The sequence below is a fragment of the Verrucomicrobiota bacterium genome (assembly GCA_016200005.1).
GTDB lineage: Bacteria > Verrucomicrobiota > Verrucomicrobiia > Limisphaerales > PALSA-1396 > PALSA-1396.
Genome location: JACQFP010000031.1, coordinates 100,346 through 115,003, shown reverse-complemented (window position 1 = coordinate 115,003; position 14,658 = coordinate 100,346). Strand labels below are relative to the sequence as shown.

12 protein-coding genes are annotated in these 14,658 nt (G+C 55.9%); 1 reads left to right on the top strand and 11 read right to left on the bottom strand.

All coding sequences use genetic code 11. The features are described from left to right. Positions 1 to 42: 42 nt before the first annotated feature. Entirely contained in the window at positions 43 to 858 is an 816-nt protein-coding gene (locus tag HY298_11645) for a hypothetical protein (protein ID MBI3850911.1), read from the bottom strand. A 222-nt stretch (positions 859 to 1,080) separates the two neighbouring features. Here HY298_11645 and HY298_11640 point away from each other — a divergent pair, with 222 nt between their 5' ends. Further along, positions 1,081 to 1,617, top strand: coding sequence for a hypothetical protein (locus tag HY298_11640; GenBank protein ID MBI3850910.1), 537 nt, complete (start codon positions 1,081 to 1,083; stop codon positions 1,615 to 1,617). A gap of 56 nt (positions 1,618 to 1,673) precedes the next feature. On the opposite strand, the gene HY298_11635 is transcribed toward HY298_11640, so the two are convergent. The 10 genes from HY298_11635 to HY298_11590 all read right to left on the bottom strand — a co-directional run bounded on the left by HY298_11635 (position 1,674) and on the right by HY298_11590 (position 14,630). After that, positions 1,674 to 2,096, bottom strand: a complete 423-nt coding sequence (locus tag HY298_11635) for a biopolymer transporter ExbD (protein MBI3850909.1) — start codon at positions 2,094 to 2,096, stop codon at positions 1,674 to 1,676. A gap of 23 nt (positions 2,097 to 2,119) precedes the next feature. Beyond that, positions 2,120 to 2,785 (bottom strand): MotA/TolQ/ExbB proton channel family protein, encoded by a 666-nt coding sequence (locus HY298_11630; GenBank protein MBI3850908.1) that lies wholly within the window; start codon positions 2,783 to 2,785, stop codon positions 2,120 to 2,122. Positions 2,786 to 2,907: 122 nt separating this feature from the next. After that, positions 2,908 to 3,654 (bottom strand): energy transducer TonB, encoded by a 747-nt coding sequence (locus tag HY298_11625; GenBank protein ID MBI3850907.1) that lies wholly within the window; start codon positions 3,652 to 3,654, stop codon positions 2,908 to 2,910. 294 nt (positions 3,655 to 3,948) lie between these two features. Further along, positions 3,949 to 6,678 carry a TonB-dependent receptor gene (locus HY298_11620; protein ID MBI3850906.1) on the bottom strand — a complete coding sequence of 910 codons (2,730 nt, stop codon included), beginning with the start codon at positions 6,676 to 6,678 and terminating at the stop codon, positions 3,949 to 3,951. Positions 6,679 to 7,003: 325 nt separating this feature from the next. Then, complete coding sequence (locus tag HY298_11615) at positions 7,004 to 7,999, bottom strand: ATP-binding cassette domain-containing protein (GenBank protein MBI3850905.1); 996 nt, start codon at positions 7,997 to 7,999, stop codon at positions 7,004 to 7,006. 262 nt (positions 8,000 to 8,261) lie between these two features. Beyond that, a complete protein-coding gene (locus tag HY298_11610; GenBank protein ID MBI3850904.1) occupies positions 8,262 to 9,242 on the bottom strand; it encodes an ABC transporter ATP-binding protein in 981 nt (326 codons plus the stop codon). A gap of 4 nt (positions 9,243 to 9,246) precedes the next feature. After that, complete coding sequence (locus tag HY298_11605) at positions 9,247 to 10,185, bottom strand: ABC transporter permease (GenBank protein MBI3850903.1); 939 nt, start codon at positions 10,183 to 10,185, stop codon at positions 9,247 to 9,249. A 1-nt stretch (position 10,186) separates the two neighbouring features. Beyond that, entirely contained in the window at positions 10,187 to 11,104 is a 918-nt protein-coding gene (locus HY298_11600) for an ABC transporter permease subunit (protein ID MBI3850902.1), read from the bottom strand. Positions 11,105 to 11,106: 2 nt separating this feature from the next. Beyond that, a complete protein-coding gene (locus HY298_11595; protein MBI3850901.1) occupies positions 11,107 to 12,732 on the bottom strand; it encodes a peptide ABC transporter substrate-binding protein in 1,626 nt (541 codons plus the stop codon). Between the two features lie 476 nt (positions 12,733 to 13,208). After that, entirely contained in the window at positions 13,209 to 14,630 is a 1,422-nt protein-coding gene (locus HY298_11590; GenBank protein ID MBI3850900.1) for an MFS transporter, read from the bottom strand. Between the last annotated feature and the right edge of the window lie 28 nt (positions 14,631 to 14,658).

Here is a 14,658-nt window from a genome sequence, read left to right as displayed (position 1 = left end):
GATTCGCAAACGGGTTGGCACCAGCAAAAAGAACACCGTCGTTCAGCGCACGAGCGTGCAAGACTGGAAAGTGATTCGTGAGTTGTCCAAACCCGAGCAGCGGCCCTCCAACGTGACTTCGTCGCCCACCTTCATCAAGGCCACTGCTTCTCCGCCGGAGCGCGCAACCATCAACGTGTCTGCGTCCTTCACATAGATTTTGGCCAGCTCGGGCGGCGGCTGGACATTGCACTCCACTTTGACGGCTGGGTTGAACGATTTCAGGAACACAACGTACTTGCTGACGAACAGCGGTTTGTCCAACCGCTCCACCACGCCGCGAACTTTGAAAAACTGTTTGCGATAACGCTGGTCTGCCGTGGTGCGGTCGGCCTGATAGTGGTTCACAATGTCGTGGGCCGGCACGACTTCATCCTTTTTGATCGGCGGCAAGCCAGCCAGCGGCGGGGTGGGCGAGGGCGCCTTTTCCTCCCTGGACTGCGCCGCGGTGATTTTTGTCTGCGCGCTTTGGAACTGTTGTTTGACGGCCTGGTTTTCCTGTTTGACGCCTTCGTTTTCGTTTTTAAGCTTCCGGATTTCCGCCTGCGCTGTGGCCAGTTGTTCCTTCAACTTCTCCCGCTCGGCCAGTTGCCGTTGCAGTTCGGCCAACAGGGCCGAAGGCGGCAGTTGCAGAATTCCGACACGATCTTCGCCCGCGTCGTGTTTGATCACAACGCTGTCCGAATCCACGCGGATGATTTCAGCATTCTTGTAAGTCTTGCCCTGGCTGGTCACAATGTCTTCGGCGCGAACCAACGTCAGCGGGCTGCTCAATGCGAGACCGAACATGAGAAGGTTTGTCAGCAGTTTTTTCGACATGGTGCGTGGAAGATTAACCGGGTTCAACGACCCTATTAGTGAGTATCCACCGGGAATTGGAAAGTCTTTTTTCAAATGCTTTGACAATTGGAGGGAAAGCTGAGAACTTTTTCATCAGTCACATGATGCGTTCATTTCACGCGTGACCAAATCAACATTCACAGACAAACAATTAAGGTTGACTAGTCGCGCGAGATGCAGATCCACAATGAGAAGCCAGGTATGAAAAAATTCCTGTCGAGCCTGCTGATTTTTTTCTCGCTGACGCTTTGCGGGTTGATTGCCTTTCAATGGGTGCGGGAGACGCATTTGCGCGCCAAAATCCAATCGTTGACCGACACGATCCATGACAAGGCCGAAACCATTCAAAACCTCGAAGGCCAGTTGAAGAAGAGCGAGGTCGAGGTCGCGCGCCTGGACAAATTGAAGTCCGAACTGACGGAGACGGTGAAAAGCAACCGGGTGGAGATGGCCGCATTGAAGAAGGATGTGGAAAAAGCAGGCCAGGAAATTGAGAAGCAGTTGATCCAGATTGACCATTACAAAGCTGCGCTGGAAACGGCCAACGCGAGCATCAAGAAGCAGAACGAGGACATCAAGAAGCAGAACGAGGACATCAAAAAACTGGTTGAAGAGCGAAATGCCTCGGTGGAAAAATTCAACAAACTGGCCGGTGAATACAACGATCTCGTCAACAAGTGGAACAAGCAACAGGAAGAAATCAGCAAGGGCGCCACGAATGCACCGCCCAAGAAGTGATCGCCTTCAAAGCGGCGTTTGTTGAAAGAATCCGGGATGGCGCCCTGAGTCGGAGTTCACGGCTTGGTTGGCGTCGGGGCGGTGATCGCAAACGACACTTTCTGAATCCCCTCCTTGCGCACCAGATCGAGCACCCGGATCACCGAACCGTGTGTGGCATCTTTGTCCCCGCTGATGTAAACCGGCACGTTTGTGTTCATGTGAAATTTGTTCGACAGGTAGCTGTGCAGTTCCGCGAGGTTGACCGGTTTTTTCTCGATGTAAATCTCACCCGCCTTGTCCACCGCGATGTTGACGATGTCCGGTTTGAAATCGCGCGTGGCCTGCGTCGCCGTGGGCAGGTCCATCTTGATGGACTGCATCTTGATCATGGTGAGGCTGACCATCATGAACGACGCGAGCAGAAAGAACATGATGTCAATCAGCGGAATGATTTCGATACGCGCCTTCTTGTGCGGCAGCGGAGTCCCTATTTTCATGGCGAGTCAGGTTGAGCTACGGCTCACGCGGAGGTTTCGTTTTGTTCCCGGCGAAATTCCATGGTGTCGAATCCCTTTTGCTTGGCGGCGTTGACCATGACTTCCACGTTGGTGGCCGCCGATTCCAGTTCGAATTGCAACCGCGAGGTCTTGCTGGTGAAAAAGTTGAAGGGAATCAACGCGACGATGGCGATGCCCAGACCGCAGGCCGTCGCAATCAACGCCTCGCCAATGCCACCGGTCACCTTCTCCACAGCCAGTTCCGCGCTGCCGATGGAAGTAAAGGACCGCATGATGCCGGTGACGGTGCCCAGCAAACCCAGCAGCGGCGCCAGTGTCACGAGGGTGTCCATGACGGTGAGAAAACGACCGGCGCGCTGAAGTTCGATACCAGCGGCGACCTGCAAAGCGCCTTGCAACGACGAGTGATAATGGTTCATGCCGTGCCAGACCATGCGAATCACCGGGTCCTCCGACCCTTTGGAAATGGCCGAGGCTGCCTTGAAATCTCCGTTCTCCAGGGCGGCGAAGAGCTTTTCGAGTTTCTGCGGGTCGCGCTTAAGGCTCAAGCGCATCCACCAAATGGCGCGTTCGCCGACCACGGCCACGGCCACCAGCGCGGTCACGAGAATGGGCCACATGACCGGGCCGCCCTTGAGGAAAAGTTCGACAACAATGTTTGCCAGCATACGTGTTGGATTTTTGAGGTTGGAATCGCAGGTTTACCTTTCAGGTTTTCTTCAGCGTAACAGGACCGGATAAAATGTAAAAGGATTCATTGGTTGGCTCACCCGCGTGGAGCAACATATATTCATCGTAATTGAAAGACCACGTCGTGTTCCACCAGCCGGTTTTCAGTCGAGTCGATTGGAAGAAACTTGTAATTCTTTTGCACCCATTGAGACGCATGACGATCCAACGTGGAGTAACCGGAGCTTCTCTTGATCTCGACCGACGTGACGTTGCCTTTGGAATCAACGGTCATGAGCAGTGTCACCGTGCCCTGTTGCCGTTGTTCCAGAGCCGCGCGCGGATAATTGGGTTCAGGGTATATGCCGCCATCAGTACCCGTAAACCTCATTATTTTGGGTGCCGCCGGTTTTGGCGGGGGCGGCGCCGAAGCGAATTTCACCGGTGCCAGAATGACCGGCCCTTCCACCGGCACCGCGAAGGCCGCCGCCGCAGGATTGGCCGCCACGACCGTGACCACTTGCGGCGTATCCACGGCCTCGCTGGTTTGTTCGGGTTGGTCGGGCGGTCGATCCGGTTCGATTTTCGGTGGTTCCTCCGGCGGAATGTAAACGACTGGCACAATGTCCTGGACTTCGCTGAGCGGTTTCTCAATCACTCTTGGCGCTTTCAAGCCCATGACGCCGATGGCCAGAAACAAGAGGCAGATGGAATTGACCCAGGCCAGTCTGCGGTTGACATCTTGGGAAGCTTCCGGCAGGGACAATCTGGCCAGCTCGGAAGCAAGGGCGTACTCGTGCGTTGCCTTAGCTTCTGAGGGGGCTTGCTGCCTCATCGCGGACGAGGGCTTTGGAAACGGCTGACTCATGATTTTAATCCGCCCAAAATTATCACCGAAAAAGACGAAGTGCAATTCACCCAGCCTCCACTTCCAACGCTCGGTTCATTAAAATCCATCGTCAAACAGCGCCGTGCAAAAGCACATCGGGCCGCGCATGGTCTCAAAAAAGTGAGGCGGGCATGTGTTATTTTCGCGTGGTTTGACAGCGTAAAGCATGGACAGTACGAGTGACCGTGGGCTTGGTATAAAGCAGTTTTTGCCCAACCGGGCGGGCTGAGCACTCTGGGAGAATGCCAGCCCGCCGTTGTGAATTATCGCCAATCAGAACTTCTTGCTCAATGAGCAATAAACAAATCGCTGGCGGAGGTCGAACAAGTCGCGGTCATACTTGTCGGCAAACGCCGCTTCCACCCGGGGTGGCGGTGAATCGGCCACGTTAAGAACGCCGACGGTGAACTTGGTATTGTTGACCCAATCATGTTTCCACCCCGTGATGGTGTAACTGGCTTGCAGGTCCCAAGTCAGGAAGCTGGAAATGTTACGGCCGCTGGGTACAGCCAGTTTGTCGTCTCTCATGCTGGCCGTGTAATTGGCCGTGACGCCAAACTCGAATCCCTTGTAATCCCAGAAGAGACTGGCGTTGCCGCGCAGACGCGGAATGCTTTCAAACCCGATTTCATCGGCCGAGAAATTACCGAGGCGATCCTGCGGAGTCGATGAAGCGCTGGTCTGCTGATCGTAAGTGAGTACATATTCCGCCGCCAGGCGCAGATCAAACGTGCCGTAGTTGTCCGTGGGATATTTGTAATCGCCGGCGATATCGATACCTTCCGTCAGGATTCTGTGGAGGTTAAAGGCAGGGACAATGATCGGTGCATTGTCATAGCCACCAGTAGTTGGGTCAAAAGACGCGGCCACGTTTGTGTAAAACAGGGATGCCGGATTGGTGGGGCCACCGGTCCTGAGATTCTCGTTAATTATGAACTGCGTGCTTTGTCCGATCCAATCCTGGATGTCGATGCGATAATAATCGACTGAAATCGTCAATCCCTTCAAGAAGTTGGGTGTCTTCGGGGACCAGACAACACCTGCGGTCCAGTTTTCAGCGGTTTCGGGTTTGAGATTAGGATTGGGTAGATACAGCACTCCAGCGGCTGGCTGTTCGAAAATCCCAGTGAAAGGATTGAAGACTTCCGGAAAATTCTGTGCAGTGGAGGCCAGGGAAATGAAGTCTGGTGCGCGGAAGGATGTTCCCCATGAACCGCGCAACACAACACTGTCATCAACGGGTTCCCACCGGAAGGAAACCTTGGGATTCCACGTGCCACCAAAGTCACTGTAGTGATCGTATCGTCCGGCGACGTCCACCTCAAAACTGTGAATGCCCGGCACGGTAAACTCTTCGCCCAGGAACGGCACTTTCACTTCGGCGAAAAACGAGTTGTCGTCGCGCCCATAACTGTAGGGCAGCGCACCGTTGAAGCCAACGCTCTGGTTGTTCTTGATCGTAGAGTCGGGTGTAAAGCTGACGTTTTCCTCAAAGTGTGCGGCGCCTATTGCGCTCCGCACGGTGCCGGACTTGAGGTCGAAAAGATCGCCGTTCACTTTGCCGTCCACACCGAAGTTGGCGGAATCGGAAAGGATGATGTTCTGCTGCACCAGCGGGTCAAACTGGGCGTGCGTATTCGCCTGGTTACCGAACGGGTTAAACGCGTCCGGAGTCGTCAGACTCACCTGGTTGGCCAAGGCAGCCACATTGACATCTCCCCCTTGGATCTCCTTTCTTTGGTCGAGGCTGTAAGAGAAGGCGGTTTCCCAATTCCATGAAGTATCCGCGACCTGACCCTTCAAACCATTTACGATGCGGAAGATGTCTCCTATGAACGTGTCCGTTCGCGGACCGGCTTCGAGCAGGCGGTAACGCCACGTGGGAATATCCTGTCCAAACGGGTTGTAAGGGTTGGAGGCAGGCACAACGATTCCGAAGGACTGGCCCGCCATCGGCGTGGGCGCCAGTTGATTTTGAAACCAGGAGTGCGTGTACATGGCTTCGGTGAAAAAGACCAAATTCTTTGCGAATATATTGTAGTCCCCGTTTCCAAAAAAGCTGTAGCGCTCAACCGGCTGAACTGCAGGAGTATAATTGGGAAACGGGAAGCGGTCGGTTGACGGGTTATAATCGCGGAAATCCGCCGGATTCAGCGAGTAGGTGCCCGGCGGCCCTCCGTAAACCACCCCCTGGCCCGCACTGCCAAACGTGCCTTCCATGACGCGGCCAGGATTGCTGTTGCCGCTGGTGTTATTGATGTCAGAAACATCCACGCGCGAGCGGGCGCGATCCTTGCTGAACAAGGCGTTCTCCTTGTAGTAGCTGCCACCAATCAAGTAGGACGACCGCTCCGTTGTACCTCCGGTGACAAAGGAATAGTTCTGCTGGCCCACGTCGGTCTCGGTCGTATTGCCGTAAGACGCGGAGAATTCCGAGCCGTTGAAATCCTTCTTTAAGATGATGTTGACCACCGCCACCTGGGCGTCCGCGCCATAAATGGCCGACGCGCCATCTTTAAGAATTTCGACGTGATCTATGGCGGCCAGCGGAATCAGGTTCAAGTCAACGTTGCCGCTGCCTATCCCATGATTCTCGGGTGCGACACGCCGGCCGTTGATCAGTACCAGCGTCCCTCTTTGCAGACCGCGAAGGGCGATGGCCGCTGAACCATTTCCACCGTTCCCTCTGGAATCGCCATAATTTCCCGGGCCGTACGCCGCCGGCAATGTCCTTACCAGTTGATACAGGTTTTGCGAGCCGGTGGCTTCAATTGCTTCGGTCGTGATCACGTCCACCGGTGTCGCCGTCGCCGTGGCTGCGGTAGGAATCAGCGAGCCGGTGACCACCGCCGGTTTCAGTTTGGTAGGAGCATTGGTGGTGCTCGCATCTTGCTGGGCGAACGCCCTTGGCGACACCCCTAGCGCGGTAACCGCGCCGAGTATCGCCGCATAACGCACGGCTTTAACCACCTTGCCAAAGGACTCTTGGGTAATGTTGTTCATAGCTTTCGGGGAGGTTGATGTTCTTTTCTCTGGTACGGGCACTCCAGTCATCCGACGTGAAATGCATCCTGATCTGAGCGTCCAACGACGAGCGCAAGCCGGGGGTACTAAATCCAAGGATAGACGGATTTTTCTTAGCGAGGACAGAAGATGGCCAGCGCTGGTTCATCGGAACACTCCCTTTATAGGACGTGGCCGTTGCCGCTGTCAAGCGAACTTCAATTAGGAAACATCATTAAATGCAAAGCTGCAACTGCTTCGTCTGGAACAAAATATGGTTAGACTGCGGGCGGCGATTCAATTTCGCGTTGCGCTAAATCCGAACTCAGCCGACCGGATTTATCTCTTTCAATCGAATGCAAGCGGCCTCCTGGCTGGTGCCTAAATTGACGAAAGCAGGAACACTGCGGGAACATTCGGAGATGGCGTACGGACACCGGGGATGAAACGCACAGCCGCTCGGTGGATTCAAGGGCGACGGCGGGTCGCCGGCCAAAAGAATTCTCTGCCGGCGCTTTTCTTTTTCCGGATCCGGCAACGGTACCGCGCTGACCAAAGCCTTGGTGTACGGGTGCAGCGGCTTTTCAAAGACCTCCGTCGCCGGCCCTACTTCCACAATCTTTCCCAAATACATGACCGCAATCCGGTCGGAAATGTGTTTCACTACCGACAGATCGTGCGAAATGAAAATCAACGTCAGCCCCATCTCACACCGCAGCTTCGCGAGCAGATTAATGATCTGCGCCTGGATGGAAACATCGAGCGCTGAAACCGGTTCGTCGGCGATGATCAACTTCGGTTGCACCGCCAGCGCGCGGGCGATGGCGATGCGCTGCCGTTGGCCGCCGGAAAACTCATGTGGATATTTTTTGCAATAGCGGGAGGCCAGACCCACCTTGTTTAGGAGACCACAAACCTCGTCGGATAATTTTTCTGCCGGAACTTTCCGATGCGTCAACATCGCTTCGGCGATGGTGTCAAAAACCGTCATGCGCGGGTTGAGCGAAGCGTACGGGTCTTGAAAAATCATCTGGAAGTCCGCCCGCGCCAGCCGCAATTCATCAGTCGAAATCCCGTTCAAGTTTTTACCCGCCAGGACCACCGTTCCCTCCGTCGCGGGGATCAATTGCAAAATGGTGCGCCCCAGTGTGGACTTGCCGCAGCCCGATTCGCCCACGAGCCCCAATACTTCGCCCCGGCCCAGCGATAGCGTGACGCCATCGACCGCCTTCACCATGCCCATGCGCCGGCGAAAAATGATCCCCCGCTCGACCGGGAAGTGCGTCTTGACGTTGTTCAGTTCAAGAAAGGCTTCAGGCATAAATCAGAACTGGAGTCCAAGCTGCAGCCGCAATTGTTCAGTAACATGAAACGCTCCCCCTCACCCCGGCCCTCTCCCCCAAGGAGAGGGAGAAACTTCATCAACCCTGGAAAATGTTCATCGTCCGGTGACTTTTTCCAGACCGGCGGCTGTGATTTCCCTCTCCTGGGGGAGAGGGTGAGGGTGAGGGCGGACAACATTTCTGACTGCAGAGACACGGTTAAAGCCAGAACTCCAACACCAGTTGCTTCGCCCTGTGGATTCATAATTGCAGTTCTCCCCGCTGCACCCGGAGGCAGGACGAATCGTGGCCGGGGCTGATCGATTGCAAGCGCGTTTCCAACCTGCCACACGATTCTACCGCATGGTCGCAACGCGGAGCAAAAGCGCATCCGGTGATCGGCTTCGACAAATCCGGTGGCATGCCGGGAATCGTGTACAGTTCCGCGCCCTTGGTCTGCAAGGACGGTCGTGATCTTTGCAGCGCGCGAGTGTAAGGATGTTTCGGCCGATAAAAAACCTCGGTCGTCGGCGCGCTTTCCACCACCTTGCCGGCATACATCACCATGAGCCGGTCGCAAACGCCGGCCACCACTCCGAGATCATGAGAAATCAGAATCACCGCCATGCCCAGCTCATGCTGCATTTTCTTGATGAGTTCGAGAATCTGGGCCTGCACGGTGACGTCGAGCGCGGTCGTTGGTTCATCCGCAATCAACAGGTCCGGCTTGGTGATCAGCGCCATCGCAATCATCACCCGCTGCCTCATTCCACCAGAGAATTCGTGCGGATAACTTTTGATCCGGCTCGCCGCATCCTGAATACCCACGTCTTTCAACGCCTGGATGCCCAGTTCCACCGCCAGACTGCGATCTGTCTTTTCATGAAGCAGCAAAGGCTCGATAAGTTGATCCTCGATGCGCATATAAGGATTCAGCGAGGTCATCGGATCCTGGAAAATCATGGCGATGCGTTTCCCACGAATGCGGTTCAGATCTGGCAACCTGCACTTCAGAAGGTCAACGCCGTCGAAAACGGCCTCGCCACTCTCAATCCGTCCGGGCGGTTGCTGTATTAGACCCATGATGGAATAGCACGTCACCGATTTTCCCGAACCAGATTCGCCGACGATGCCCAGCGTCTCGCCCTTGTCGATGTGGAACGAGACGTCGTTCACCGCGCGCACAATGCCATCGCGCAGGTGAAAACTCGTCCGCAGGTTTTTGACTTGGAGCAATGGCATGATATCAGTCCTTCGACGCACGAACGTCCAGCGCGTCGCGCAATCCATCTCCCAGAAAATTCAAAGAGAATAAAGTCATGCTGAAGACCGCTCCGGTTGAAATCAGAATCCACGGCGAGTCTTCCATCCAGTCAGCGCCTTCCTTGATGAGCGATCCCCACGAACTCATCGGCGGCTGGACGCCGAGGCCGAGAAAACTCAGGAACGCTTCGAGCAACATGACGCCGGGCACGGTCAGCGTGGCATAGACGATCACCGGACCGAGGACGTTCGGGATGATGTGGCGCAGAATGATGCGGCGTTTGCGCAAACCCAGCGCGATGGCCGCTTCAATAAACTCCTGTTTCTTTAGCGACATCACCTGGCCGCGCACGATCCGCGCCATCGTCAGCCATTCGACCGCGCCGATGGCGAAGAAGAGCAGAAAGATGCTGCGCCCAACGAAAACCATCAGCAGAATCACGAACACCGCCAGTGGCAGCGCGTAAAGGATGTCCACGATGCGCATCATCACCGCGTCGAGCTTGCCGCCAAAGTAACCTGCCAGCGCGCCCCACAACAGGCCAATGGTGAGCGATACCGCCGTGGCGCTCAACCCGACCGTCAAAGAAATCCGCCCCCCATAAAGAAGGCGTGACAATACATCCCGGCCGAGCTGGTCTGTGCCCAACCAGTGTTTCGCGTTCGGCGGCATTGCACGGTCTTCCAAAGTTTGCTGCTCGTACGAAAACGAAAGCCCGACGGGGCGCACACCGGCGGGCAATTTTTCGAGCAGCGGCACCAGAAAACAAATTAACGTCAACACGATCACGAACCACAGCCCAGCGGTGGCGATTTTGTTCTTGGCGAGCCGATGCCAGGCATCCCGCCAAAGAGAAGTCGCCGACTCTGCCGCTTCTCGTTCCGGCGGCGCAACTTCTGGTGATGACAGTTCCGCCGGCATTTTACTCGAATTTCAGTTTCGGATTCAGCCAAACTTGCACAATGTCCACGAGCAGGTTGAAGAAGATTATAAGCACCGCGTAAAACAAAACCGTTCCCACGACCAACGTGTAATCGCGATTGGAAACGGACGTGATAAAGAACCGTCCCAGACCCGGAACTTGGAAAATCGTTTCGATGACAAACGAGCCGGTAATCACGCCCGCCGTGGCCGGACCGAGAAAGGACACGACCGGCGCAATCCCACCGCGCAGCGCGTGCTTGAACAATACCCGCGCCGTCGGAACGCCTTTCGCCCGCGCGGTGCGGATGAAATCCTGGCTCAAGATTTCCAACATGCCGCCGCGCGTGAGCCGTGCGACATACGCTGCAAAATAAAAACCGAGCGTCAAGGCCGGCAGGGCGCGGTCGCGCGCAAAGTCCCAGCCGATGGCATTGAACCATTTCAAATGGATGGCGAACACGAGCATCAGCACCGGCCCGAGCACGAACGTCGGCAGGCAAATACCCACCATCGCCAGCGACATCGCGGAATAATCGTAGAACGTGTTCTTGCGAAGCGCGGCAATGAACCCGGCAGTCATTCCAATTACCAACGCGACGGCAAGACTGAGGATTCCGAGTTCGAGCGAAGCCGGAAAGGCGTCGAAGATCAATTCATTCACACTACGGTTTGGATATTTGAACGACGGCCCGAGATCGCCTTTGAGAAGTTGCTTGAGGTACTCAAAATATTGCACGACCAACGGTCGGTCCAAATGGTATTGAGCTTCGAGCGCCTTGCGGATTTCCGGCGTCGTATTCTTTTCCTTGTCGAATGGCCCGCCGGGCGTCAGGCGGATCAGAAAGAACGTCATTGTGGCGATGACAAACAGCACCGGGATCGTTTCCAAAATGCGCCGGCCGATGAATCTCAACATAGCTATTGCGTTTCGTTTCCCGCCCGCGGCTGCAGCCAGACGTATTTGTAAGGATGGTGATCGAGAATCGTCGGATACCAACCTTGCACACTCGGCTGGATCAGGAACGGCTGCACGTAATGATAAACGGGCACCATCGGCGCTTCATCGAGCAGGATGCCTTCGGCCTTTTGGAACAACTCGTAACGCTTCGGCTGATCGCCGGTTCGACCGGCTTCGGCAATCAAGCGGTCGTATTCCTTGTTCGACCAGCCGGTCTGATTGTTGCCGCCGTCGGTGATGAACATGTCGAGAAAAGAATTCGGATCCACGTAGTCGCCAATCCACGCATAGCGGCCAATCTGGTAATTCAATGTCCGTTGATTGTCGATATAGACTTTCCACTCCTGGTTTTCCAGTTCGACCTCGATGTTCAACTCCTTCTTCCACATTTCCTGAACAGCTTCGGCGATGGCTTTATGGCTTTCCAGCGTGTTGAACATGATGGTGAGCTTCGGAAAACTCTGGCCGTTAGGATAACCAGCTTCGGCGAGGAGCTTGCGCGCCTGTTCCGGGTCATAAGGAAGTTTGGCCCGACAGGTGTAGCCCGCAGTGTCCGGTGGGGTGAAAGAATAGGCGGGAATTTCTCCGGCGCGGCGGATGCGGGTCGCGATGGCCACCCGATCAACCGTCATTGCGAGCGCGCGGCGGACGCGTTTGTCGTTAAGCGGTGGTTTGGTGACGTTGAACCGGTAAATGTAAGTGCCGAGAAATGGATCGATGCGCAGCAGTTCGGGGTGGTACTTCTTGTAATAATCGATCTTGGAAAGCGGCGCTTCATACGTCATGTGCAATTGGCCCGCTTGAAACGCGCGCGCTTCCGTCTCGTGGCTCTCCACCGGATAAAACCGGATTTCCCGCAGCCTGACCTTATCGGCGTCCCAATACGTGGCGTTTTTTTTGACGACCAGCACGTCGTTAACCTTCCATTTGGTAAGCCGGAAAGGCCCGTTGCCGACGAAATTTTCCGGGCGCGTCCAGCGATTGCCGCGCTGATCAATCGGCCCGCAGCGTTCGATGACCGAAATCGGCACGGGAAACCAGGAGTAATGATTCAACAGCGAAAGAAAGTAAGGCGTCGGATTTTTGAGCCGCACCTCCAGCGTAAAATCGTCGAGCGCCTTGAAACCGACCTGCGAGAAATCCGTGATTTTTCCCGTGTTAAATTCCTCCGCGTTGACCGCCACATAAAGCATGTAGGCGTACTCGGCGGCAAGCGACGGCATCAATATGCGGCGGTACGAACGCACGAAATCCTGCGCGGTGACCGGCGCGCCGTTGGACCACCGGGCATTCCTTCGTAGGTGAAACGTGTAGGTCTTCTTGTCGTCCGAGATGTCCCAGCGTTCCGCCACGCCCGGCACCGGATGCAAATCGTGCGGGTCTTCGGAAACCAATCCTTCAAACAACGCCACAATGATGTGGTCTTCAATGACACCCGTGACGGTCTGCGGATCGATGTCCTGCGGCTCGGCGCCGTTGCCGCGATGCAGGATCTGCTCCCGGTCGCCGATGCTGACGCGCGTCGGCGGCGGTGTACAACCGGTCAGGAAAACAAAGCCCGCCGCCGCACAGATGAAGGAACACATCCACCGACATGACTTAAGCTTGCTGCTTTGATTGAACTGCATTCGTTTTCAAGATTACTGGTTGCCAAAAGTAATTCCCGATTAGAACGACGCCTCCTCACCTCGTCGTACACACGAACGTCGATGCTTTCCAAACCGATGGATACGCGCGAAGCGTTTGGAGTGCGGCGACTTGTCGCCGCTCTGGGATGGTGCCGACAACAGAGCAAGTGTGTTTTCCCCACACGCCTCGTGCAACAGCGGCGACAAGTCGCCGCACTCCAAACGCTGACGCGACCACCCGCATTCCCTTTGGTTCAGCAGCGCAAGGCGCGAGTGAAGATCTGGGAATTCTCTCCCCATCGCATTGAGAGATGGTGGCCGATGGCCAGATGAGGGGCTGTTCATATTTCCATCCGGAAATCTTTCGTCACAATCACTCTAGCAGAATCTTTTCTCGCAAAAAGTCAACTCACGTGCTGCGGGTTGCCCGCTGTTCAGCGTCCCTGCGCCGCCGCCTCATCGCGGTACTTGTAAAATGCGGCCACGATGCTGAAGAGAATGGCGACGACAAAAGTCAGACCGGCATACAGCATGAACCGCGAGGTGCTGACGGAGGCTTCATGCCCGCCGCCGCCCACTCCCGCGAGGGTCTTGGTGAGCAGAATGACGAAAAGATTCCCCATCGCGATCGTCAGATTCCAGAAACCCATGATCGTGCTCTTCATGGACGGTGCCGCTTCGCGGAAGGCGAATTCCAACCCGGTGGTGGAGACGAGCACCTCGGCCATCGTAATGATGATGTAGGGCACAAGCTGCCAAAGCACGCTGAACTTTTCTCCCGCGTCGAGTCGCGTCTGCATCATCGCCACGATCACGAATGAGAGCGCCGCCACAAACATGCCGCACGACATCCGCCGCAGCGGAGTGGCCAGCCTGCCCAACACCGGATAGACCAGCAAGGTCATCACCGGCACAAAGATCATCACGAGAATCGGATTGGCGGACAGCATTTCCTCCGGGCCAATCGTGTATGTGCCGAGTTGATAGGGAATCATATTTTCCCCCTGCAACACCCAGGTCGAGAACGTCTGGTCGAACAGCGAGAAGAAGATCGGCGCAAGCGCGAAGATCGAGAGGATCGGCCCGACGGATTTCGCCGCGTCCACCTCGGCATCGGTGAATGGGCCGCGCGCCACGTCCCAGAACGATTGCCCAGGTTGACGACGGCTTCGATTTGACAAGGCGCAACCAAACACGCGGAAGAAGCCGGCAGTTTTTGTTTTCCGCGACGGCGGCACCATCACATAACGTTTCGTGCCCAGCCAGAAGACGAAGGTTGCAAACGCCATGGCTAGTCCCGGCACGCCAAAGGCCCAACTGTAGCCGTGGGTTTTCCGAATCCACGGAATGATGAGGAATGAGGCGGTCGAGCCGAAATTGATCGACCAATAAAACGCCGCATAAGCTTTTTGCAGCAGATGTTTTTGCTCCGGTTTGAACTGGTCGCCCATGAACGCGGCGACGCAGGGTTTGATGCCGCCAGAACCGAACGCGATCAAACCCAATCCGATGTAGAGGGCGAGCGCTTTGCCGTCCGTCGTGTGGATGGCGTCGCTCAGCGCCATGACACCGTGCCCGGCGCAATAGGAGAGGGAAATCCATAGAATCGTGTTATAGCGCCCCCAAAGCCGGTCTGCGACCCACGCGCCGAGCAGGGGCATGAAGTAGTTCGTGAAGCCGAACAAGTGGATGATGTTCGTCGCATCGTCCTTGCTCATCAGCAGCACGTTGGTGATGTAAAGGGCGAGGATGCCCTTCATCCCATAGTAGCTGAACCGCTCGGCGGCTTCGTTGCCGAGGATGAATCTGACCTGCGCCGGCCAGCGGTCGGCGGCGCTTTTCGGTGCGGCAGGCATACGGAGCGTTTACGGGAAAACCCGCCGG

Excerpts from the sequence above, each read along its gene's own strand:
- HY298_11605 (MBI3850903.1), bottom strand. The coding sequence starts at position 10,185 with ATGCCGGCGGAACTGTCATCACCAGAAGTTGCGCCGCCGGAACGAGAA.
- HY298_11630 (MBI3850908.1), bottom strand. The coding sequence starts at position 2,785 with ATGCTGGCAAACATTGTTGTCGAACTTTTCCTCAAGGGCGGCCCGGTC.
- HY298_11615 (MBI3850905.1), bottom strand. The coding sequence starts at position 7,999 with ATGCCTGAAGCCTTTCTTGAACTGAACAACGTCAAGACGCACTTCCCG.
- HY298_11645 (MBI3850911.1), bottom strand. The coding sequence starts at position 858 with ATGTCGAAAAAACTGCTGACAAACCTTCTCATGTTCGGTCTCGCATTG.
- HY298_11600 (MBI3850902.1), bottom strand. The coding sequence starts at position 11,104 with ATGTTGAGATTCATCGGCCGGCGCATTTTGGAAACGATCCCGGTGCTG.
- HY298_11610 (MBI3850904.1), bottom strand. The coding sequence starts at position 9,242 with ATGCCATTGCTCCAAGTCAAAAACCTGCGGACGAGTTTTCACCTGCGC.
- HY298_11620 (MBI3850906.1), bottom strand. The coding sequence starts at position 6,678 with ATGAACAACATTACCCAAGAGTCCTTTGGCAAGGTGGTTAAAGCCGTG.
- HY298_11590 (MBI3850900.1), bottom strand. The coding sequence starts at position 14,630 with ATGCCTGCCGCACCGAAAAGCGCCGCCGACCGCTGGCCGGCGCAGGTC.
- HY298_11595 (MBI3850901.1), bottom strand. The coding sequence starts at position 12,732 with ATGTGTTCCTTCATCTGTGCGGCGGCGGGCTTTGTTTTCCTGACCGGT.
- HY298_11635 (MBI3850909.1), bottom strand. The coding sequence starts at position 2,096 with ATGAAAATAGGGACTCCGCTGCCGCACAAGAAGGCGCGTATCGAAATC.
- HY298_11625 (MBI3850907.1), bottom strand. The coding sequence starts at position 3,654 with ATGAGTCAGCCGTTTCCAAAGCCCTCGTCCGCGATGAGGCAGCAAGCC.
- HY298_11640 (MBI3850910.1), top strand. The coding sequence starts at position 1,081 with ATGAAAAAATTCCTGTCGAGCCTGCTGATTTTTTTCTCGCTGACGCTT.